Below are 21,705 nucleotides of genomic sequence, written 5' to 3'. Positions count from 1 at the left end.
ATTCACGCGTCGTCTTGCACGCGCCGCCGCGCGCGGCCTGTGCGGTCCTCGCCGCGGGCGCGCTGCAGAAAGAGTCTGGTTCGCTCGTGGATGGGATCGTGAAAGAGCTGTCGTGCGCTGCCGTGCTCGACGATTACGCCGCCTTCCGTGAAGAACACTTCGTCGCTGATGTCTTCAGCAAAGCGCATTTCGTGCGTGACAAGCACACAGGTCTGCCCTTCGTCGGCCAGTTCACCGATCACGTTCAGCACTTCGCCGACCGTTTCGGGATCGAGCGCCGACGTCACTTCGTCGAACAGGATCAGGTCGGGCCGCATCGCCAGCGTTCGCGCAATCGCGACACGCTGCTGCTGTCCGCCCGACAGCGCGCCCGGATAGGCCTTCGCCTTATCGGCGAGACGTACCTTCGCGAGCAGCGCGTGCGCGTCGCTCTCGGCTTCCACGCGGCTGCGCCCGAGCACGCGCATCGGCGCGATGATCAGGTTCTCCACCACGTTTAGATGCGGAAACAGGTTGTATTGCTGGAACACAAAACCGATTCGCTTGCGCAGCGCGATGCGTTGCGCGTCTGTTCTCTGCGCGCGCACGTCGATGCCATCGACGTGAATCTCACCGCTTTGAGGCGCAACCAGTCCGTTGACACAGCGCAAGATCGTCGACTTGCCCGAACCTGATGGGCCGATGATCGACACGGCCTGCCCGCGTCGGACGGACAGATCGATGCCATTGAGCACGGCCGTGTTGCCGTAGGCGAGGCGCACGTCGCGCAGCGCGAGCAGCGCGTATTCCGCGCCGCGTAACTTGGCGAGCGCTGCCTGTTCGTCGATGGCAATGCGGTTCATACGGCCTCCGTAGCGAGTGTGCGCGATGCGTCTTTGTCGAAGCTGTCATGCATGTGCTCCGCGACAACCGCCGCGTTGAGCGCGAGGCCGATACGCGCTGCACGCGCCGAAACAATGAGTGGTGTCATCGCCGTCCTGTCGTCAATGCTGATTGGCCGAACCAACGCATCGACGTCGAACGCCCACTCAGCAGCCGATCATTCTAGAAACGCCAACGTCATTCGCTAACCAACGAATAGGCGAAACCATATGCAGCGATCTGCTATGTGTACGAAAACCACGCCTCGGCATTCGGCGCCGCGCTTTAACGTCTGTGTACTTTGCTTAGCAGATTCATTTCGTTTGCTGCGCATCGGGATTGGCATAGCGTATGCCGTCGCAGTGGCGCATTCACTGCCACGACGCATGCGCCCATTCCTTTCATTTATCCGATCGCTCATGACATCCAGCAAAGCGGCATATAACAAACGATTCGCGGCTCTCTCCCTGGTTACGGCCCTTTCCGCTACGGCAGTCAGTACACCCGTTCACGCGGACCAGACGCTCGACAAGATCAATTCGCGCCATGAAATCGCGGTCGGCGTGCTGATTGGCGGCAGCCCATTCGGCTCGCTCGATCCGCAAACCCAGCAGCCGCGCGGCATGAACGTCGATCTCGCCAACGATATCGGCAAGCGCCTCGGCGTGAAGGTACAACTGGTGTCCGTGCAACCATCGACACGCGTTCAGTTCCTGCAGCAGGGCAAGGTCGATATCCTGATTGCGAACATGGAATTCAACGCGCAGCGCGGCGAGATTCTCGATCACGTACCAACGCCGTATTACCGCGTCGGCGGCACGGCCATTACGCCGAAATCGAGCGGCATTACGAAGTGGGAAGACCTGCGCGGCAAGCCCGTGTGCATTTCACAGGGCAGTAGTTATATCCGGCCTGTGGTCGAAAAATACGGTGCTGTGCCGCGTGCGTTCCCCGGCTCGTCCCAATCGCTGCTCGCGCTGCGCGGCGGCAGCTGCGTCGCGGCCGTGCATGACGCCGCACCGCTGCTTTATCCGCTACAGCAGCGTGATCCCGAATGGCGTGACTACCGCACGCTGCAACCGGAACTCGAGCCCGCGCCGTCGGTGATCTGGGTACGGCAAGGCGAAAAGGACACGGCAGCGAAGCTCGACGCGATCGTGCGCGACTGGCATCGCACGGGCTGGTTGATCGACGATGAAGCGAAAAACGGCCTGACGCCGCCTTCGCCGGCGCTGGCCGAGTGGCATCACCAATTGCCTGCTGAGCAGTGAGCATGGCCGTCTCGCTTCATGCTTTCATCGACGCTGCCGCGCGTGCCGGCCTCGACTATCGCTTTCTGCTGGACGCCTACGAGCGCGTGCCGTTTCTGCAGGGGATCGTGGTGAGCATCGAACTGGTCATCGCGACGATGTTCGGGAGCGCGCTCGCGGGCTTGCTGCTGCTCATCGCGCTGCGTCATCGCCATGCATGGATCGCGGCGCCGGCGCGCGCCTTCGTCGAGCTCACGCGCAATACACCGACGCTCGTTCAGATGTACTGTGCGTTTCTCGTGCTGAACATGCTGATCACGCAATGGCTGCGCGAAAGCCACATCGACAACCCGTTCAAGCCGTTCTTCTGGGTCGTGCTGGTGTTGTCGCTGCACAAGGGCGCGTTTCATGCGGAAGCGTTGCGCGCGGGCTTCGACGCGCTGCCCGTGCAAACGCTCGAAGGTGCGGCCTCGCTCGGCTTCGATCGCAGGGCGCGCTTCTGGCGCATCGAATTGCCGCTGGCGCTTCGCACGGCATTGCCGGCGCTCGTGAACAACTTCGTCGAACTGGTCAAGGCGACGGCGCTTGCATCGGCGATTGCCGTAGGCGACGTCACTTATCAGTCGATCATGATCTGGACGCAGCGCGACAACGTGCTCGCGTTGATGATCGTCATTCTGCTGTTCTTTGGTTTGCTGACATGGCTGGTCAGCCTTGCGGGGCGCTGGCTCGAACGACGTTTATGGATTCCCGGTTATGGCGCCTAGATCGGCTGCATCGCCCTTTTCCGATATCGAATCGCGGCACGACGGGCATGCACGCCGCATCACGGGTGTACGCGGACCTGCCCCTGGCATCGCCGCCGCGCTCGGCGTGCTGATCGTCGGCGCGCTGCTATGGACCTTCGCACCAGACTCGAGCTCGCGAGGCGAAACGCTCGCGCGCTTCGTCGAGTGGACACCCGCGCTCGTGCATGGCTTCGCGTTGAACGTACTGATCAGCGTCGGCGCGGTTGCGATCGGCTCGGTCCTCGGTCTTGCGATTGGCGCGCTCGGACTCGCGCCCTCGCTGCCGGGACGCATCGCACGATTCTGGGTTCAGGCTTTTCGCAATGCGCCGTGGCTGGTGCTCGTCTATTTCACGACTTATGTCTTTCCGTTCGAGTTCACCTTATTCGGCAAGACGCTGCCGTTTCCGGACTGGCTGAAGGTGACGCTCGCGCTCGCGCTGCCCGCAAGCGCCAACATCGCCGAGGTATTTCGCGGCGCGGTTGCATCGATACCGACCACGCAATGGGAAGCCGCCGGGTCACTGGCATTCTCGCGCGCGCAGATTCTGCGGCATATCGTGCTGCCACAATGCGTGCGCCGCATGTTGCCGCCATGGATGAACGTCTATGCCATCATCACGATGGGCACCGCCTTGTCATCGCTGGTCGGCATCCACGATCTGATCGACACCGCGCAGGTAGCAAGCAGCACAGTAGCGAGGTCGAGCTTCACCGTCCTCACCTATCTGGCGACGCTGGTTATTTTCTTCACCTACTGCTATCCAATCTCGCTCTTCACCCGATGGCTCGAGAAGCGCATTGCCAATCCTTAGAGATCGTTGCTCGCAGGGCAGATGCAATGCGATGCCAGGCCACCTCTAACGAACTCCACGAAAATCCGACACGACGGCAGGACCGCACGGCACAATCCTGTTGACCCTGCCCTTGGGGTCACCCTCATGCTAACTGGCACTCGTCAACTAACAGAGAGGTGACTGATGACTTCTTCCACCCGCTGTCTGACCGCGTCAGAGGCAGCCAGAAGACTCGGCGTATCCGTCAAGGCGTTACGGCTTTACGAACAGCAAGGGTTGCTGCGTCCGGTCCGAACGGCAGCGGGATATCGGTCGTACCGTGACAGCGATATGGCCCGTGCCACCGAAGTCGTCGGCCTGCGCGCGCTCGGTCTCAGCCTTGCCGAAGTGGCCCGCGTTCTGGATGGCGATCCTCGAGGTTTGGGCGCCGCATTGGCGGCGCACGAAACCGCACTGGGAAATCAGGTTCGCGAACTGGTTGCGAGGATCGACAAGGTGCGAAGACTCCAGTCCGATCTCGCGCAAGGCCAGTTACCGGGCGGCGGAGAACTGGCCGGGCTGCTCGATCGGACCGGCCCGAGTGTCGGTTTCGAACTGCCGTGGCCTTGGGGCGCGGAATGGTTCGAGTTGCGGGACATTCGCCCCGTGAACTACATCATCGGATCGCTGGGAAGCGGGAAGACACGGCTCGCGCGGCGTCTCGCGCAAACGCTGGAAGGCGCGGTGTTCCTCGGTCTCGACCGGCTCGACGATGAAGGCGCCTCGGCGGTTGCGTTGCTGAACGCCGATCCCGACCTCAAGTCGCGCGTCGATCAGGCGTTGGCGTGGCTCGTCGATGAAGGCGCAAGCGTGGGCGCTTCCAACGCGCTGATCGCTTTGCTCGTCACGCTGGAAGGTGAAGCGCTTCATCCGCTGATCGTCGATATGATCGAACAGGATCTCGATCAATCCACCCAGGAAGCGCTGATCACCTATCTGCGCCATCGCGCGAAAACATCGCGACGCCCCGTCTTCCTGCTGACCCGCTCGTCGGCGATCCTGGATCTCGCGTTAGTCGGACCCGACGAAGCCATCATTCTTTGCCCCGCTAATCACAGTCCGCCCACGCGCGTGGCACCTTACCCGGGTGCGCCGGGCTACGAAGCTGTCGCCACTTGCCTGGCATCGCCTGAGGTGCGTGCGAGAGTCGCGCGCAGTCCGGAAACAGCGTGACCTTCGCCCGTAGCTTATCCCGCAAGCGGTTCGACCTCACGCGTGTACCCGGCGGCGCCCTCCTCCTTCGCGCGCCGCAACGACGGAGCGGACGACATCAGCAAGCGCGTGTAAGCGTGACGTGGCGCGACGAAGAGACGCTGCGCGTCACCCGCTTCGACAACGCGTCCGTCCTTGAACACGAGCACGCGATCGCTGACATGCCGGATCACGTCGAGATCGTGCGAAATGAACAGCAGCGACAAACCCAGCTCAGCCTGCAACGTGCCGAGCAGATCGAGCACCTGCGCCTGCACGTACACATCGAGCGCCGACACGGGCTCGTCGCAGACGATCAGCGCCGGCTGCGGTGCAATCGCGCGAGCAATCGCCACACGCTGCCGCTGCCCGCCCGACAGCGATAGCGGCCGCCGTTCGAGATAACGCGCATCGAGCCCGACCTGTTCGAGCAGTTCGACGCTACGGTCCCGCACCTGCTGCGTGCCCAGGCCCGACGCCGACAACGCTTCGTCGAGCAATTGCCGCACGCAGTATCGTGGATCGAACGAACTGAGCGGGTCTTGCGGAATGTACTGCAGCTTCGAGCGCAGCGCGCGGCGCGCCGGTTCGCGCACACCCTCGCCGTTCCACTGCGTGCCGAGAAAGCGCACATGGCCCGCCGACGGCGTCGCGAGTCCCAACACGAGCTTCGCGCAGGTGCTCTTGCCCGAACCCGATTCGCCGACGATGCCGACCACTTCGCCGCGCTGCACGTCGAACGACACGTCGTCGAGCGCAACGAAATCGCCCGTGTCGGCTCCGCCGCCCGCTGTCTCTTTGCGCGCGCCTCGCCGCCCATAGCGCTTGCCAAGCGCCACAACCTGCAACAGCGTCTCGCGCGCAGCGCCTTGCCGTGGCGGCAACGGGTCGCGCACGATCAGCGACGCGACATCGGCACGCCCCTGCGGCGCACTGTGCGCGCCCGCATCGAGACGCGCCGACGTCAGCCGCTGCCCGCGCGAATGCGCGGACGGCTGAGCGGCGATCAGCCGGCGCGTGTAGGCATGTGCCGGATTCGTCAGCACGTCGAGCGTCGCGCCGCTTTCGACGACCTCGCCGCGATGCATGACCAGCACGCGGTCCGCCACCTCCGCCACGACGGCCAGATCGTGAGAGACCAGCAGCATGCCGACGCCCTCGCGCAGGCGCGCGGCGAGCACGTCGAGGATCTGGGCCTGCACGGTCACGTCGAGCGCGGTGGTCGGCTCGTCGGCGATCACGAGCGCCGGGCCCGCGACGATCGCCGACGCGATCAACGCCCGCTGCCGCAAGCCACCTGACAACTCATGCGCATACTGCTGCGCGCGGCGCTCCGGCTCCGGCATGCCGACGTCGCGCATCGTGTCGTAGACGCGCGCCCGGCGTGCCTTGCGCGAGCCCGACGGCGTGTGCAGCGCAAGCGTCTCTTCGATCTCGGCGCCGACCGTGCGCAACGGATCGAGCGACACCAGCGCGTCCTGCATCACGAGGCCAGCGAACCCGCCGCGTACGCTGCGCCAGTCGCGTTCGCGGAACTGCAATGCGTGTCGTCCGTCGATCACGAACTGCCGCGCCGCGATTCGCGCGCCGTGGCCGGCAAGGCCGATCAGGCTGCGCGCCGTCAGACTCTTCCCCGAGCCCGACTCGCCGACCAGCGCCACGCATTCGCCCGCGCGAATCGTCAGATCGACGCCTCGCACCAAGGGCTGGCCGTCGTTCGCATCCGCAAAACCGATCTCGAGTCCGCGCACGTCGACGAGCGTGCGCGCGGTGGAGAAATCGTTCTTCATCGCGCTTTGACTCCATAGACGCGGGACAGATGTTTGCCGATCACGGAAAACGCGACCACCGTCAGCGTGATCGCCATGCCGGGAAACACACTCGGCCACCACGCGACGCGCAGCACGTCGCGGCCTTCGGCGAGCATCACGCCCCATTCGGGCGTCGGCGGCTGCGGGCCGAGACCGAGAAAGCTGAGACCGGAGACGGCGATGATCGCGCTGCCGATATCGATGGTCGCGATGACGGGCACGGCCGCCAGCACGTTCGGCAGGATGTGGCGCAGAAAAACCTGGCGGCGCGACAGGCCCCAGACGACGGCATGCGTCACGTAATCGGCGCGGCGCACCACCAGCGTCTGCGCGCGCAGCACGCGCCCGAACTTCGGAATGCCCGCAATGCCGACGGCCACCGCGATGTTGACGATGCCCTGGCCGAGAAAGGTCACGACGAACAGCGACAGCAGAACAGGGGGAAACGCCGACAGCACGTCGAATACGCGCGACGCGCTCTCGTCGACGGCACGCCGCCCGAGCCCCGCCGTCATGCCGACCACGAGACCGATCAGCAGACTGACGATCATGCTGGCAAGGCCGATCAGCAGCGAATAGCGCGCGCCATAGACGACGCGCGCAAACACGTCGCGGCCGATGCGATCCGTCCCGAACCAGTGCCCGGCGCCGGGCGCCTGCATCGCGTGCGCGACATCGCTGACGAGCGGATCGTAAGGCGTGACGACACGCGGAAAGGCCATCGCGAAAGCGAGCGCGACGAGAAACGCAGCCGACACCAGCACGGCTGCGGGCAGCCGCTTCGCAAGCAGTGACCAACGCTGCTGTCCAACGGCAAGAGATGAGAGTTCGCTCATGATGCACGCAGCCTGGGATCGATGAACAGATACAGCACGTCGAGCAGCGTCGAGATCGCGACATGTACGAAGGCGGCCAGCAGCACGACGGCGAGCACGACGGGCACGTCCTGCGACGTCACCGCCGTCAGCGTCACGCTGCCGATGCCGGGACGGCCGAACATCTTCTCGGTGATCACCGCGCCGCCCAGCAGACCGCCGATCAGCCAGCCGCCCAGCGTGACGACGGGCAATAACGCATGGCGCAACACATGCCGCGTGCGCAGCGCGAGTTCGGAGACGCCGCGCGCCCTCACCGTCGTCACGAAGGGCCGCTCGAACACGGACTCCAGCGCGTCGCGCATGACCTGCGACAGCACGCCCGCCGTCGGCAGTGCGAGCGTGATGGCAGGCAGCACTAGCGAGCGCCAGCCGGCCGCGCCCGACACCGGAAACAGCCGCCAGTGAAACGAGAACACGATCAGCAGCAACAGCCCGAGCCAGAACACGGGCGACGACGTGAACAGCAATTCCAGCGCCGACGCGACGCGGCTCGCCCAGGCGCCGCGCCCCGCAACGACACCCGCCGTCGAGGTCGCGACGAGCAACGCGAGAACGATGGCGAGCAAGCCCGCTGCGCACGCGAGCTGGATGGTCGGCCACAACTGGCTGCCGAGCACGGCGAGCACCGGCTGCTGCATGACGAACGACGTGCCGAGATCGCCGCGCGCGAGGCGCAGCAGAAACTCTCCGTATTGCCACGGCAGACTATGATCGAGGCCCCACTGCGCGGCGATCGCCTCGCGCAGGCCCGGATACGCGAGGTCGCCCGCCAGCACGTCTTCGATCCGGCCCGGCAGCGCGTGGATCGCGAGAAACGCCGTGGTCGCCGCGAGCCACATCACCAGTACGCCCGTCAAGACGCGTGTGACGATCTGCTTCAGCACGTCAGCCTCCCTGCCTGTCGACCCAGATGTCGTACGCACTCGCCGGGCCGTCGAGTTGCGGCTCGAAGCCCACGCCATGAACCGTCGACTTCGCGGCGAGGTGATAGGCGGGTGCGAAGAGCGGCACGATGAACGCTTCGTCGACCGCGCGCTTCTGCACGAACGCGAGCAGTTTGCGGCGCTCGTCGCCGATGGGAAGCAGCCGCGCCCGGTTGATCGTATCGACGATGCTCTGGTCGGGCGTTTTGATCGCGTTGTAGAGGAAGCCCTGGTCGCCCAGCATGTCCCACAGCTCCATCGCGACATCCGACGGATTGTCGGTGTTCGGGTAGATGGTCCAGTTGCCCGTCGCCTTCTGGTTCGCGAAGTCACCCGCCGTGGTGATGCGCAGCCCGAGATCGAGGCCGATGTTTTGCCGCAGCGCCGACTGGATAGCACGGATCAGCACGTCGCGGCTGTCGCGCACATAGGGTTGCGGGTAGCCGACTTCGATCGACAGCCGCTTGCCGTCCTTCGTGCGAAAGCCCTCGCTGTCGCGCTTCGTCCACCCTGCTTCGTCCAGCAGACGGTTGGCCTGCTTGACGTCGTTGCCCCACGAATGCTTGAGGTCAGCGTTGTAGTCGGGGTTGTCGGGCCCGATGTTCGACCATGCGCGCTGCACCGTGCCGAGATAGACGCTCTTGACGATCGCATCGAGATCGAAGCCATCGCGCAGCGCACGACGCACGTTGACGTCGCTGGCGGGCGGCACCGTGTAGTTGATGTTCAGCGTGAACGAAGTCGTCGCGGACGGTCCCGTCAGATACTGGAAGCCGTCAACCTTGTCGAACACGGCGGCGTCCGTCGGCTGCACGCCTTCGATCAGGTCGACCTGTCCCGAACTGAGCGCGCCCGTGCGCACGGCAGCCTCGGGAAGAAAGCGATAGGTCACTTGCTCCAGCCATGCCGCGCCCTGATGCTGCGCATTTCCCGGCGCCCACTTGTAGTCGGCGTTGCGGGTGAAGGTCGCCGATTGTCCGCGCTGGTAAGCACCGAACACGAACGGCCCCGTGCCGACGATGCCGGGGCCGCCGCCGCACAGATCCTTGTTTTCGGCGAGCGACTTGGGCGAGATGAAGCCGAGCTTCACGCTCGACAGCGATTCCAGTGTCGTGGAATCCGGCTGTTTCATCACGAGACGCGCGACATACGGCGACACCACCTCGACGTGATCAAAATGCACCAGCAATGAAGCCGATGCCGACGTCGTACTGACGTTCTTCAGGATGTAATCGAAGTTGGCTTTCACGGCGTTCGCATCGAAGGGCGTGCCATCGGTGAAATGCACGTCGTCGCGCAAGTTGAACGTGTAGCTCTTGCCGTCGTCGGCCACGGTCCACGATTTCGCGAGCCATGGCGCGTAGGTGCCGTCCGTCTTTTTGCTGATCAGCGAATCGATGTAGTTGCGGATGACCCAGAAGGCGTTCTGCTGTGAAGCGCGGTGTGGATCGAAACACGCCGGCTCGGTCGTCACGCCCCATGTCAGCGTGCCGCCCGCGACAGGCTTCGATGACTGCGCGCGTTGTGTTGTCGTGTCGGCGTCCGACTTGCTGCAGCCGCTCAATGCGAGCATAGCGCCGGCAGCCAGCGTGCCGAGCAATACGAAAGTGGTTTTCTTCGGGTTGAATGCGCGTGCGCGGGTAGAAGCGTCGTGAATCATCGGGAGAAGTTGGGAGATTAATCCCACAGCGTAATTAAAGACTTTCGCGTTCTCCAACGAATCAATCCTGCTAACGATATCTGACGCGTACGCAATGTGAAAAGCGCACTCGCTTTGGTGATGATTTACGCCAATATCGCGGCGCCTATGTCCGCGATGTTCTCTGTTTCATGAGAATAGCCACTCGCTTAGCAGCGTCACTCGATTGCAAAGCGCAAGATATCCTAACCTTTCATCTCCGGCGAACCAGGCTGGCGTACGTAGGCAATGTTTCACACGCGTTGCGCAAGACGACGAACCAGGCGGTCGCCCGCAAACTGCACGGCCGTGACGATCGCGATCAGCAACACGATGACCGTCACCATCACGGTCGTGTCGAAACGCTGGTAGCCATAGCGGATCGCCAGATCGCCGAGCCCGCCCGCGCCGACGGCGCCCGCCATCGCCGACGAGCCGATCATCGCGACGACCGTGATCGTGAATCCGCCCAGAATGCCCGGCAATGCTTCCGGCAGCAGCACGTGCCAGATGATGTGGCGGCGCTGCGCGCCCATCGCTTGTGCTGCTTCGATGAGACCGCGATCCACCTCGCGCAGGCTCACTTCCGCGACGCGCGCAAAGAACGGAATCGCCGCGATGGAGAGCGGCACGATCGCAGCCCATACGCCGATCGTCGTGCCAACCAGAACGCGCGTGAGCGGCAACAGCGCGACGAGCAGAATGATGAAGGGCGTCGAGCGAAATGCATTGACGAGCGCGCCGAGTGTCGAGTTCACCGCGCGCCGTTCGTAGATGCCGCCGCGCGTGGTCGTGACCAGCACCAGCGCGAGCGGAATGCCGACGATCAGCGCGACGAACGCCGAAATGCCGACCATCAGCACCGTGTCGCGAATCGCGCCCGTGAGTTCCGAAAGCCAAAGCTCAGACATAGCCGAGTACCTCCACGTGATCTGCGTGTCGCCGCGCACGCTCGATCAATGCGGCGATACGGCTCGCGAACGCGCCTGCTTCGCGCCCGGGCCCGGACAATTGCGCGGCCACCACGAGACGGCCCTGCGCATGACCCTGAATGCGATCGATGCCGCCGTGTACAAAGCTCACGCGGCCGCCGTCCACGGTCAACGCCGCGCTCAGCGCCGTGAGATCCGGATCGTGACCGTTGGCGCCCGTGTAGTACACGTCGAGCAGAACATCGGTGGCATCGCGTGGCAATGCATCATCGCTCGCGGGCTTGAGGCGGGCGGCGAGATCGTCCGGAAGGTCGTGTACCAGCGTGCGCAACAGCGCGCGCGTCGCAGCGTGCTTCGGCGCGCCGAACACGCGCCACACTGCACCCGTTTCGACGACGGCACCCTGTTCGATCACGGCGACGGTATCGCACACTTCGCGTATCACGGCCATCTCGTGAGTGATGAGGATGATCGTGAGGCCGAGACGCCGGTTGATATCGCGCAGCAGCGCGAGAACGGACTGCGTCGTTTCCGGGTCGAGCGCGGAGGTCGCTTCGTCGCACAGCAGAATGTCGGGATCGTGTACCAGCGCGCGTGCAATGCCGACGCGCTGCTTCTGCCCGCCCGAAAGACTCGCCGGATACGCATTGCGCTTGGCCGACAAGCCGACGAGTTCGAGCAGGGCAGCGACTTTCTTCTCGATGGCTGCTTTGGGCACGCCCGCGATCCTGAGCGGCAACGCGATGTTGTCGTACACCGTTTTCGCCGACAACAGATTGAAGTGCTGGAAAACCATGCCGATGCGCCGCCGCAACGCAACGAGCCCGCGCTCGTCGAGTTCGCCGACGCTCACGCCGTGTACGCGCACCGCGCCCGACGTCGGCTTTTCGAGTCCATTGACCAGACGCAGCAACGTCGATTTGCCCGCGCCGCTGCGGCCGATGATGCCGAATATCTCGCCACGTCGGACATCCAGCCGCACGTTCGCCAACGCGATTGAAGGCTCGCCGTGTGCTGTGGAAAATACCTTGCCTGCATCGTCGAAGACGACGGCGGGCGCGGTGTCGTCCCGCGGCGCCGGCTTGATGGCAAGTCCCGGGCTCTCTTCGATGAAACCCGCTACGTCGAGCAGATGGGTCATGTCGTCGGTTCCTTTTCAGGCGGCTGGTTCACGCGAGTACACGGGCACGCACGCGCGGCCCGCAACGAACATCGCATCACCAGGCAACGGCGTACAGGTTGCCGAACGCCTTGTCGAGCGCTGCGCGCACGGCGGGCGAATGCTGATAGATCGAAATGAACTTGCGGATGCGGGGGTCGTTGACGCTTTCCGGACGCACCACCCATTGAATGGCGAAGTTCTTGTTTTCGAGGCCGTCGAAAAGCAATGCGCTATTTGGGTCGGTCGTGCCCGCGAGCTTGATGAAGCTCGGATAGCCCTGCGCGAGGTCGACGTCGTCGAGCGAGCGCGCCAACTGTGACGCTTCGAGCGCAACGATCTTCAGATGCTTCGGGTTATCGACGATATCCAGTGTGGTCGCGCGATAGTCGACACCCGGCTTCAGCTTGATGAGTCCGGCGCGTTGCAGCAGCAACAGTCCGCGACCGCCGTTGACAGGGTCGTTCGCAATCGCAACCGTCGCACCGTCCTTCAGATCTTCAAAGCGCTTGACCTTCTTCGAATACAAACCGATCTTCATGATCGTGCCAGGCGCGATCGGCACGAAATCGTAGCCGCCCTGCTTCTTCGCGTTTTCCAAGAAGGGAATGTGCTGGAAATAGTTGACGTCGATGTCCTTGTTGGCGAGTGCGGCGTTCGGTGTGTTCCAGTCCGTGAACTCGATGATCTTGACGTCGAGGCCTTGCTGTTTGGCCTCCTGAGCCGCGATTTTCAACGCTTCGATTTGCGGGCTGGTTGCCGTGCCGATCTTCAGGGTCGGCGTGTCGGCGGCAAATGCGGGAGCGGTATTGAACACGAACGCAGCGAGGATGGCGTGGATTGCCGGCCTGTTCCGCGCAAAGAGGACACGCTTTAATGCGGACAAAAATTGACTCATGCTCTACTCTCGACAATGGGATGTTCCGGTTCCGGGCGCGTGCGAATACGGGCGTGTTGGGTCACGCCCGGATGGGATCGCAGTGCTCGGGAAGACTGTGTGTCCGCCGACGATGGGCGCCGCGTGCGGACGGCCGCCGCGCTGGATCAGCGCCGACAGTGGGAAACGGGACGGGTCATGGGATGAATCATTGCCTCTCTCCAAATGAGGTCAAACGATCATAGAGGGGCGCAGAAAAGCGGTCTACCAAGCGATTAGCAAATGGAAATCGCGAAACGCGATATGTGAGGTGTCGGTCGACGGGGCTCTTCTTCAAGCTCTGGTCTCGATTTGACATTCAACCGTCATCGCCACCGCTGGACTACATTTAATTGAATGAGTAATCTGTGAGCGCAGGATGACGTTTGTTGGCCACGCCGACCTTGACCTTCGTCCCGGGGAGGACTCATGGAAGTGAGCACCGAAACGCTTGTCGACATGCTCGGAGAAGTCGAAGCAGAAGATCCCATCGACTATGCGGACCTGCCGTTTGGAGAGCAGGAACTCAAGCGCCTCATCGTCAGTTCGCTCGTTGAACGTCACCACAACGTGGAGACTGACATGTCCGTCTCCGATATTCATGCTTTATATCTGCTGAGCACCGCAAAGCTCGTCCTTGAAAACACCGTGCTCCATGCGCGATTGCTGCTTCTTCAAGGACACCAACTCGACATCGAGTCGCTGTTGGCGCCCTTCACCCTCAAAGGAAAGCGTAGCTGACTGACAGCACCCGGCCACGGGCGACCTACCCCACTCCGGCTACGGTGCCCGGCCGTTTCCTTTTCCCGTCAACGCTTATGGGCTGAAGTAGTGGCCCAATGAGCCGTCCGCGTTTTCGTCCGATTTGAGTCTGCTGGCGGCCAGCATCCTGCCTGGGCATGCGCATTGCGCTACAAGAAGTCTACCCATCAGGAGCAAAATCATGACACCACTCGACCCGAACACGCAGTCGCAGTCGCAGTCCCAGTCGCAATCGGCGGACCAGGGTGCGGGTATTGTCGGCATTGGCGTCGGCGACGGCCCCGGGCCTGAAGTGATGGCTGCGTCTACACTGGATGGAACCAAAGTCGTAACGGCCGACGGCGAGCATGTCGGCAAAATTTCGGACATCATGCTCGACGTTCGTGACGGGCGGATTGCGTATGCCGTGCTATCGGAAGGCGGCTTTCTCGGCATGGGAACAACGCTTCACGCCATTCCATGGAGCGCACTGACGCTGAACGTCGATGAAAAGGTCTTCCTCGTCAACCTGATGGCAGACGAAATCAAAAACGCGCCCGGATTTGACAAGGACCACTGGCCCTCGATGGCAGACCCGCAATGGGGTTCGTCCGTCCACCAGTACTACCGGCAACAGCCTTACTGGGACGCCACCCGCGATGCGGTAGAGGAACGGTCCAGCAATCTGTAACTGTCTGGTCAACCGATGAGCCTGCGATACGCGCTGAGATGCCGCAAGAGCCCCTGCTGGTCGCCGCGTATCTCGCTGAGCCGGGCAAGGTTGAAATGCGCGTCGGCATGGTCGGGGTCGAGCTGGAGGCATCGCTCGTAGCCTTCCATCGCCGACCCGTAGCGTTTCAGCTCCTCCAGAGCGACAGCGCGGTTGAAATGCAGCAGCGCATCGTCGGGAAAATGCTCTAGCGCGCGCTCGAACACGGACAGCGCTTCTTCGCAGCGCGTTTCAGTCTCGCAAAGCAGCACACCGAGATTGGTGTACGCGTGGTAGTGCGGTGCGTCGGCTAACTCGAGCACCTTGCGGTACGCCTGCTCCGCGCCGACCACATCAGAGCCGGCGAGTTGCTCTGCGAGGGCGAACCATTCCTCGGCCTGTTGCTCTCTGCTTCGCAGCGTGCGGGGCGCAGTGTCAAGAAAGGCAACGTCGCCCCGAAGCGGTGCGACCTCGAAATCGAGCAGATGCTGCCCTGACGTCGCGTCCCATTGGGACTGCCCCGTCTTGACCGCTATGGTGTCACCGACGGCAGTGATACGAATGCCGGAAAGGGGAAGCTCTTCCGGAAGATCGGCCTTCAGCTTGGCAAGCGCGCGCAAAATCTTGCGGGAGGTGATTTTCGCCGCTTGCAACTGAAATGCTGTGCGCAAAACCACGACGTCCTGAAACGTAAAGCGCAACTCGTTGCGCCGACCGCGAGAAGGCTCCACGAATCCGGCTGCGATTAGCCCGGAAAGCACACGTCGCGAAACGCCAAGCAACGATTGAAGGCTGCGCAGCGAGTAATCGTGTGATTGATTGCGGCTGCTCACTTTCGGGCTCGAACCTTTGCCGGCGGCGCTTCTTTGACTTCGGGCGTCGATGCGGCTCGCCTGGCGGGCCGACGGGGTTTGCTCGCAAGCACCTCGACGTCGACAGGCGTCCCTTTCTTGGACGCAGGCGTCTTCGCTGGCCCGGCTTTCTTCGTCTTGTTGGCGCCGAGACTCGCGCGAAGCGCCTCCATGAGGTCGATTACCTGACCGCCCGAGTCCTCGGCGGGCGCTTCTGGCGACACGATCTGCTTACCGGCAATCTTCCGGTCTATGGCTTCCAGAATCCGCTTCTTTTCCTCGTCTTCGTATGCCGACGGGTCATAAACATCTTCTGAAACCTGATCGATTATCTGTAGCGCAAGTTGTAACTCCGCATCGGTCACGGCGATTTGCTCGATGTGCAAGTCGGCCAGTCCGCGCACTTCGTCTGCGAACAACAACTGCTGAAAAACCATGCCTTCATCGGCCGGCCGTATCTGGACGATACGGGTCTTGCCCTTGGACGACCATTTGGCCAATGCGCAGCGTTCACTTTCTCGCATGGCTTGCTGCAGAAGGCAGTATGGTTTGCCGCCGCGCTTGTCGGGTGCGATGAAGTAGGCCTTGTCGTAATAGAGCGGGTCGACTGATTTTTCCGGGACGAAAGAGACAATTTCTACAACGTGCGACGCACCTTCTTCCAGGGCTTTGAGCTCTTCCGGTGCGAAGACGACAAACTGGCCCTTCTCGAACTCGTATCCCTTCTTCATATCTACCCGTGCCACGACTTCGCCCGTGGCCTCGGAAATGTACTGTTGCTTCACACGGCCGCCCTCTGGCGTCAGCAGATTGAAGCCGACTCCAGATGCAGTCTCGGTCGCCGAATACAGCTTCACCGGTATGGAGACCAGCCCGAAGGAAAGCGTGAGAGATGCGATTGAACGCGCTGTCATGACATTCTCCTGGTGGCCACCGGATGCGGTCGCACGGCTCGTACGAAGATCCGGCTTGTCGACCCGGGCGGCTGGGCGCGGCCTTGACTGGATACCGTGCCGCACCCGTTCGTCGAGCAGTTGAGCACTTGATGTGCCTATTCTACGACCAACCTGCAAATCGCCCCTTCAATGGCGCGGACGCGCATAAGGCCAGGTCCGCCGGGTAGAGGTCTTGCGGACTCCGGCATACTGGCGAGTATGCCCGGGCAACCTCGACAGTCTTTGCGTATCGAGCCCGGTTTCGACCCCACACCACCTTCCAATGCGATACGCCTCCTACTCGCGGCGCGCAACAGCGCTGACGATCGATTCAATCTGGTGGACTGCCATCGTGCTGCTCGTCCCGCTCGGACCCTCGACAGAGGACATCCTGCTGGCCCCCGAGTCCTACGCTGCGACCATCCTTTTCTGGCTGGCCATCGGGCAATGCCTTCCCATCCTGTTGACGGGTGTCATGTGGGCCGTATGGGGCACGTCTCCCGGCAAACGCGCGTTGCGTCTTCGGATCGTGGATGCCGATACCGGACGCGCGATGACCGTGCGACAAGCCGGTCTGCGCACACTCGGATATCTCCTGACATTCGCGACTTGCGGTGCCGGATTTCTATGGGTGCTGTTTAACGACCGGAAGCAGACTTTGCATGACCGGATGGCCAATACGACGGTGGTCGAGGATGAAATTCGCGAGCGCGTCGGGACTTGAGCCATCCGGAAGACGCGGCGCGATACGGCAAATGCGGGAGGCTTTTGCGTTGTCGCGCCGATCTACGTCCTCAAGTCAATTTCCCTTGCCGGGGTAAGTAGTCGTTTTGCATCCGTTGCGCTTTGCACGCCGTATACGAGGTCAGAACGTATCGAGCGCTTGCACTTCGCCGCTATGCAAGCATCCTGTTCAGCGGCACATTGAATCCAGCGACACGGAAATATGCGCTGGCACGCCCAGGAGTCATGCCATGAAACACGCAACGTGGAAAGTTCAGTTGGCGCAAGCTTTTGTCGTCGCGCTTTGCGGATGCGCGGCAACGATCGCGCATGCGGGAGGGAACGGCAACGGCGGAAACGGCAGCGGCGGCGCTCACGGTGCGGCGACGGCTGGGATGACGTATCACGGTGAGCCCGTGTCCAGCCCGTGGAACCGGACTCCCGGCGATATGTCCCGGAAGGCAACCGGGAGCACAACGGATGTGCCCGGCATGACGCCCGTTGAAGGTGTTGATAATGTAAAGACCGTTCAGTAGTTGCAGTAGCGTCCGAGGCTGGCAGCGCATACTTCGATCGTTCGCGACTGACTACCCGGTCCGTCTCTGCCCTGAAACAAGGAATGCCGTTTGTGTGCTGAGGGCTGCCGTCCAGAGACGGCAGCGCCGGTTGAAACTTCACACGCAATCCGGCACGCCGGTTAATCGATCAGCGCAAGTTCCTCTGTCACCGCGAGGAAGCGAGCGATATCGCGAGCGGTATGGCAATGCAGCGGCGACACCCGCACAGCGCCCTCCAGACCGAACGACTTCAACATCCGCCCGGAGTAAAGGCTCGTCCCGATCCGCTCATACACGATCACACCGCGCTTTTCGTATTCACGCACGGCGGCGGCGGGATCGAGACGGTCGAATCCGATGCCGGCAATCAGATCGCGTTTCGTCAGGTCGTCGTGATCCCAGAACACACGTACGCCCTTCATCGCTCGCAACCCGCATTGCCCGTCCGTGCCATCGAGCAACACCGCAAGCAGCGCGCGTTCGTGGCTTTCGATGCGCTGCATCCCTTGCACGAACAATTCCCGACGGTCATCCGCATCGCTGGATTGCCCGCCGATCCATGCGACGTAATCGACGATCGCGCTCACCACCGCAAACTGCGCAGGCGCGGGACTGCCGAGTTCCCATACGCCCTTCTGCTTCGCTTCGAGACGATGATGCGGCAGCTCCGCCAGCCGCGCGGACAACCACGCGATGCCCGAACCTCTGCATCCAAAGAACTTGTACGGCGCGACGTTGATGCCGTCGACGGGCGTTTTCTGCAGGTCGATTACCGCATGCGGCGCGTGCTGCACGGCGTCGACGATGATGAAAAGATCCGGCCGCTTTGCGCGCGCACGTTCCACGATGGCAGCGATATCGAGCTTCGCGCCCGAAATGTTCGACGCGTACATCACGCTCAGGAGTGCCGTGTCTTCGTCGATCAGCGACACGATCGCATCGACATCCACGCCCCCGGTTTCCGGGTTGCTCGGCGCGATGCGCAGCGCTTTTCCGGTGCGTTCGCAATACAGCTTCATGGCATCGAACGACGACGGATGTTCGAGTATCGTCGTGACGGCATTCGTGCCGGGCACGTTCTCCATCACGGCGCGCACCATCTCGAACATCGCGGCCGACGCTGTCAGAGACGGATAGACACTGCCGCCTCGCGCATTGAAGATCCGCCGGATATCCTCTTCGCCGCGCGTCTGAACGTCTTGCAGGTAACGCGCACGCTCGTGAATGCGCTCCGGACAATCCGGCAGCGCGTCGACGCTTGCAAACGCCTCCAACGCCGCCTTGAGCCGGAACGAACCGCCCGCGTTATCGAAGAAGAGCCGCTCGCGCCCGTCCATGTCGTGATCGACGAAATGGAACCGGCTCTTGATCTCCTGCATGAGGGACTCGGGAAAGAACTGCCCCTGGTTGCTGCTCATCTGAATTTGCTCCTCGATAGGGTGCTTTTACCTGCGTTCAGGCGTCGAGCGACGCGAGATACGCCTTGCCTTTTTCCGCGTCGTACTGTCCTTCCCACTTCGCGATGACAAGCGGCGCGAGCGCGTTGCCCACGACATTCAACGCAGTGCGTCCCATGTCCATGATCCGGTCCACGCCCGCGATGAACGCAAGCCCTTCGAGCGGCAGGCCGGCGCTGGCGAGTGTCGTCAGCAGGATCACGAACATGAAACCCGGCACACCGGCGGCGCCTTTCGACGTCACCACCATCGTCAGGATCAGGACGATCTGTTCCTGCACGCCGAGATGCACGCCGTACAGTTGCGCGACGAACAGGGTGCCGATGCCGAGGTAAATGGATGCACCATCGAGGTTGAACGTGTAGCCCGTCGGCACGACAAAGGTGGTGATGCTCTTGGGCACGCCGAAGTCTTCCATTTTCTTCATCAACTGCGGCAGCACAGTGGCCGAACTGCACGTCGAAAAGGCAATGATCAGTTCATCCTTGATGACCTTGAGCAGCGTGAAGATATTGAAGCCGAACAGGCGCGCGGTGACGCCGAGCACGAAGACCGCGAACAGAATGATCGCGAGATACGTCACGGCAACCAGCTTGACCAGCGGCAGCAGCGATCCGAAACCGAAGTTCGCGACGGTCACCGCGATCAGCGCGCACACGCCGAACGGCGCGTAGCGCATCACCATGCCCGTGACCTTGAACATCGCGTCGCCGATGCCCTTCAGCGTGGCGAGCACGGGCTTTCTGTACTCCGTCGGCACGGACTGCAAGCCGAGCCCGAACAGCACCGAGAAGAAGATGACGGGCAACAGATCGCCCCGCCCCATCGACGCGACGATATTGTCGGGAATGATATTCAGCAGCAAGGACATGAAGCCGTGATGGCCTTGCGTCTGCGTGGCTTGCTGCAGATGCGAGATGTCCGTGTGGCCGAGTTGCGACATGTCAGTGCCGACGCCCGGCTGCAACACATTGCCGAGCACGAGCCCCAGCACGATGGCGATCGTCGTGATGACCTCGAAATACACCAGCGTCTTCAGGCCGATGCGCCCGAGCGCACGCCCATCTCCCACGCCTGCAATGCCGGCCACCATGCTGGTGAACACGATGGGCACGACGACCATCTTGATGAGGCGGATGAAAATGTCGCCGGCAGGCTGCAGAAAGCCTGTCACAACCGATTCACGCATTTGAGGAAAGCGGTTCAGCACGACGCCGACCGCAATGCCGACAACGAGGCCGATCAGTATTTGCCAGGCCAAGCCGATGCGCGGCTTGCGCTCGATGAGTTCGGCAGGCGGTGTTTCGATCACGGATTCCATGCGTTCTCCAGACGGACCGATTGATATGGATTGACGCGGGAGGCGGCGTGCCTTCTTGCGAGCGCGCTCGTTCGAGCCTGTCCCGCATGTGCTGTGTTTCAGCTCGATGTCGAAACCATAAGCATCCAGAATAAACAAAAAAAGCGATTTTTTTCTATGCGAACATATCGCTTTTATTCATGTCACGGCAACGCGATGCTGACCTTCAAGCAGATGGAAGCGCTGTACTGGATCGTGCAACTGGGATCGTTCGAGGCCGCGGCGACGCGTCTGAATACGACGCAGTCGGCAGTTTCCAAGCGTGTGCAGGAGCTTGAGCGCGCTTTCGATCTCGTGGTGTTCGACCGCGCCCATCGCAGCGCGCGCCTGACCAAAAAGGGAGCGGAGTTTTTCGAGTACGCGAAGGAGTTGCTGGAGCGCCGCGATCAGATCGTCGAGCGCGTCAGTTCGAAAGAGGCGCTCGTGAGGCAGATACGCATCGGCGTCACCGAACTCACGGCGTTGACATGGCTGCCCCGCCTCGTCTCAGCGATACAGGCGGAGTATCCGAAAGTGAAGGTGGAAGCGGAAGTTGAACTGAATGCGACGTTACGTGAGCGGCTTGCCACCGACACCATCGATGTGATCATCGTGCCGCAGACCCAGGGCACGGAACCGTTCGCGACCACGGCCGTTGGCCAGGTCGACAACGCGTGGATGTGTGCCGCGAGCCTCGCGCCGCGGAAGACGGCAATCCCGATCACGGAGATCGCGAAATATCCCCTGATCTTGCAAGGCGGGTTGTCAGGCACCGGCTATGTGTATAGCCGCTTTTTGCAGGACCACGGCGTCAGCCTTCAGAAAGTGCTGGCGAGCAATAGCCTCATCGCGCAAATCGGTCTGACGTTGTCGGGGCTCGGCGTCAGCTATCTGCCCAAAGCCTGCCTGCGACATATGCTGGAGCGGCGTGCGCTCGTAATCGTGCCGACAAGGCCCGCGCTGCCGCCCGTGAAATACATCGCGATGCACCGGGCAGACCAGTCGCATTCGTTGAGTGCGGCCATCGCGAGGCTGGCTGCGCAATCGTGCGATTTCAGTTCGAATCTGCTCGATCCAGGGATGCCGCAACTGGACTCTGCGCAATAGCGATCGCGTGGAGTCAGGTGGCGTCTATTTGGCCCTTGCAATCGGCCTGGTCGATTCGCGCGGG

21 protein-coding genes are annotated in these 21,705 nt (G+C 62.3%); 8 read left to right on the top strand and 13 right to left on the bottom strand.

Going from position 1 to position 21,705, the window contains the following annotated elements; translation table 11 throughout:
• Positions 1-2: 2 nt before the first annotated feature.
• A complete protein-coding gene (locus tag C2L65_RS18885; protein ID WP_282560017.1) occupies positions 3-842 on the bottom strand; it encodes an amino acid ABC transporter ATP-binding protein in 840 nt (279 codons plus the stop codon).
• The gene (locus C2L65_RS47075) at positions 839-970 is read right to left on the bottom strand and encodes a hypothetical protein (RefSeq protein WP_255221854.1); all 132 of its coding nucleotides are present in this window, start codon (positions 968-970) and stop codon (positions 839-841) included. Before C2L65_RS47075 ends, C2L65_RS18885 begins: the two co-directional genes overlap by 4 nt.
• A 310-nt stretch (positions 971-1,280) precedes the next feature.
• Between C2L65_RS47075 and C2L65_RS18880 the strand changes: the two genes are divergently transcribed.
• From C2L65_RS18880 to C2L65_RS18865, 4 genes are all read left to right on the top strand, one after another.
• On the top strand, positions 1,281-2,132 hold the full coding sequence (locus tag C2L65_RS18880) for a transporter substrate-binding domain-containing protein (RefSeq protein WP_042304601.1): 852 nt from the start codon (positions 1,281-1,283) through the stop codon (positions 2,130-2,132).
• 2 nt (positions 2,133-2,134) lie between these two features.
• Positions 2,135-2,878: an amino acid ABC transporter permease gene (locus C2L65_RS18875; RefSeq protein WP_042304602.1), complete on the top strand. Its 744-nt coding sequence runs from the start codon at positions 2,135-2,137 to the stop codon at positions 2,876-2,878.
• The gene (locus C2L65_RS18870) at positions 2,868-3,713 is read left to right on the top strand and encodes an amino acid ABC transporter permease (protein WP_081920723.1); all 846 of its coding nucleotides are present in this window, start codon (positions 2,868-2,870) and stop codon (positions 3,711-3,713) included. Before C2L65_RS18875 ends, C2L65_RS18870 begins: the two co-directional genes overlap by 11 nt.
• A gap of 165 nt (positions 3,714-3,878) precedes the next feature.
• The gene (locus tag C2L65_RS18865) at positions 3,879-4,907 is read left to right on the top strand and encodes a MerR family transcriptional regulator (RefSeq protein WP_042304603.1); all 1,029 of its coding nucleotides are present in this window, start codon (positions 3,879-3,881) and stop codon (positions 4,905-4,907) included.
• Positions 4,908-4,921: 14 nt separating this feature from the next.
• Here the strand turns inward: C2L65_RS18865 and C2L65_RS18860 are convergent, their stop codons facing one another.
• The 7 genes from C2L65_RS18860 to C2L65_RS18830 all read right to left on the bottom strand — a co-directional run bounded on the left by C2L65_RS18860 (position 4,922) and on the right by C2L65_RS18830 (position 13,204).
• Complete coding sequence (locus tag C2L65_RS18860; RefSeq protein WP_042304604.1) at positions 4,922-6,715, bottom strand: dipeptide ABC transporter ATP-binding protein; 1,794 nt, start codon at positions 6,713-6,715, stop codon at positions 4,922-4,924.
• The gene (locus C2L65_RS18855; protein WP_052426771.1) at positions 6,712-7,572 is read right to left on the bottom strand and encodes an ABC transporter permease; all 861 of its coding nucleotides are present in this window, start codon (positions 7,570-7,572) and stop codon (positions 6,712-6,714) included. The genes C2L65_RS18860 and C2L65_RS18855 overlap by 4 nt, the downstream gene beginning before the upstream one ends.
• Complete coding sequence (locus tag C2L65_RS18850) at positions 7,569-8,498, bottom strand: ABC transporter permease (RefSeq protein ID WP_042304605.1); 930 nt, start codon at positions 8,496-8,498, stop codon at positions 7,569-7,571. Before C2L65_RS18850 ends, C2L65_RS18855 begins: the two co-directional genes overlap by 4 nt.
• A 1-nt stretch (position 8,499) precedes the next feature.
• Positions 8,500-10,197 carry an ABC transporter substrate-binding protein gene (locus C2L65_RS18845; protein WP_042304606.1) on the bottom strand — a complete coding sequence of 566 codons (1,698 nt, stop codon included), beginning with the start codon at positions 10,195-10,197 and terminating at the stop codon, positions 8,500-8,502.
• A gap of 272 nt (positions 10,198-10,469) precedes the next feature.
• Positions 10,470-11,126, bottom strand: coding sequence for a methionine ABC transporter permease (locus C2L65_RS18840; protein ID WP_007580930.1), 657 nt, complete (start codon positions 11,124-11,126; stop codon positions 10,470-10,472).
• Positions 11,119-12,288 (bottom strand): methionine ABC transporter ATP-binding protein, encoded by a 1,170-nt coding sequence (locus C2L65_RS18835; RefSeq protein ID WP_042304607.1) that lies wholly within the window; start codon positions 12,286-12,288, stop codon positions 11,119-11,121. The genes C2L65_RS18840 and C2L65_RS18835 overlap by 8 nt, the downstream gene beginning before the upstream one ends.
• A 76-nt stretch (positions 12,289-12,364) precedes the next feature.
• Positions 12,365-13,204: a MetQ/NlpA family ABC transporter substrate-binding protein gene (locus C2L65_RS18830; protein WP_042304608.1), complete on the bottom strand. Its 840-nt coding sequence runs from the start codon at positions 13,202-13,204 to the stop codon at positions 12,365-12,367.
• 447 nt (positions 13,205-13,651) lie between these two features.
• On the opposite strand from C2L65_RS18830, the gene C2L65_RS18825 reads away from it, so the two are divergent.
• Positions 13,652-13,963, top strand: a complete 312-nt coding sequence (locus C2L65_RS18825) for a hypothetical protein (RefSeq protein WP_042304609.1) — start codon at positions 13,652-13,654, stop codon at positions 13,961-13,963.
• 202 nt (positions 13,964-14,165) lie between these two features.
• On the top strand, positions 14,166-14,654 hold the full coding sequence (locus C2L65_RS18820) for a PRC-barrel domain-containing protein (protein ID WP_042304610.1): 489 nt from the start codon (positions 14,166-14,168) through the stop codon (positions 14,652-14,654).
• An 8-nt stretch (positions 14,655-14,662) separates the two neighbouring features.
• On the opposite strand, the gene C2L65_RS18815 is transcribed toward C2L65_RS18820, so the two are convergent.
• A complete protein-coding gene (locus C2L65_RS18815) occupies positions 14,663-15,505 on the bottom strand; it encodes a tetratricopeptide repeat protein (protein ID WP_042304611.1) in 843 nt (280 codons plus the stop codon).
• The gene (ku, locus tag C2L65_RS18810) at positions 15,502-16,437 is read right to left on the bottom strand and encodes a non-homologous end joining protein Ku (RefSeq protein WP_042304759.1); all 936 of its coding nucleotides are present in this window, start codon (positions 16,435-16,437) and stop codon (positions 15,502-15,504) included. The genes C2L65_RS18815 and ku overlap by 4 nt, the downstream gene beginning before the upstream one ends.
• Positions 16,438-16,741: 304 nt before the next feature.
• Between ku and C2L65_RS18805 the strand changes: the two genes are divergently transcribed.
• Positions 16,742-17,182, top strand: a complete 441-nt coding sequence (locus tag C2L65_RS18805) for an RDD family protein (protein ID WP_042304612.1) — start codon at positions 16,742-16,744, stop codon at positions 17,180-17,182.
• A 696-nt stretch (positions 17,183-17,878) separates the two neighbouring features.
• On the opposite strand, the gene C2L65_RS18795 is transcribed toward C2L65_RS18805, so the two are convergent.
• Both C2L65_RS18795 and C2L65_RS18790 read right to left on the bottom strand, forming a co-directional pair.
• Positions 17,879-19,156, bottom strand: a complete 1,278-nt coding sequence (locus C2L65_RS18795; RefSeq protein WP_042304613.1) for an aminotransferase class V-fold PLP-dependent enzyme — start codon at positions 19,154-19,156, stop codon at positions 17,879-17,881.
• A 37-nt stretch (positions 19,157-19,193) separates the two neighbouring features.
• The gene (locus C2L65_RS18790) at positions 19,194-20,516 is read right to left on the bottom strand and encodes a cation:dicarboxylate symporter family transporter (RefSeq protein ID WP_042304614.1); all 1,323 of its coding nucleotides are present in this window, start codon (positions 20,514-20,516) and stop codon (positions 19,194-19,196) included.
• A gap of 195 nt (positions 20,517-20,711) precedes the next feature.
• Between C2L65_RS18790 and C2L65_RS18785 the strand changes: the two genes are divergently transcribed.
• Positions 20,712-21,641, top strand: coding sequence for a LysR family transcriptional regulator (locus C2L65_RS18785; RefSeq protein ID WP_042304615.1), 930 nt, complete (start codon positions 20,712-20,714; stop codon positions 21,639-21,641).
• Positions 21,642-21,705: the final 64 nt, after the last annotated feature.

The organism is Paraburkholderia terrae (assembly GCF_002902925.1).
GTDB lineage: Bacteria > Pseudomonadota > Gammaproteobacteria > Burkholderiales > Burkholderiaceae > Paraburkholderia > Paraburkholderia terrae.
Note: the sequence above shows the minus strand (reverse complement) of the source record. Positions and strands in the feature narration are given on the sequence as shown.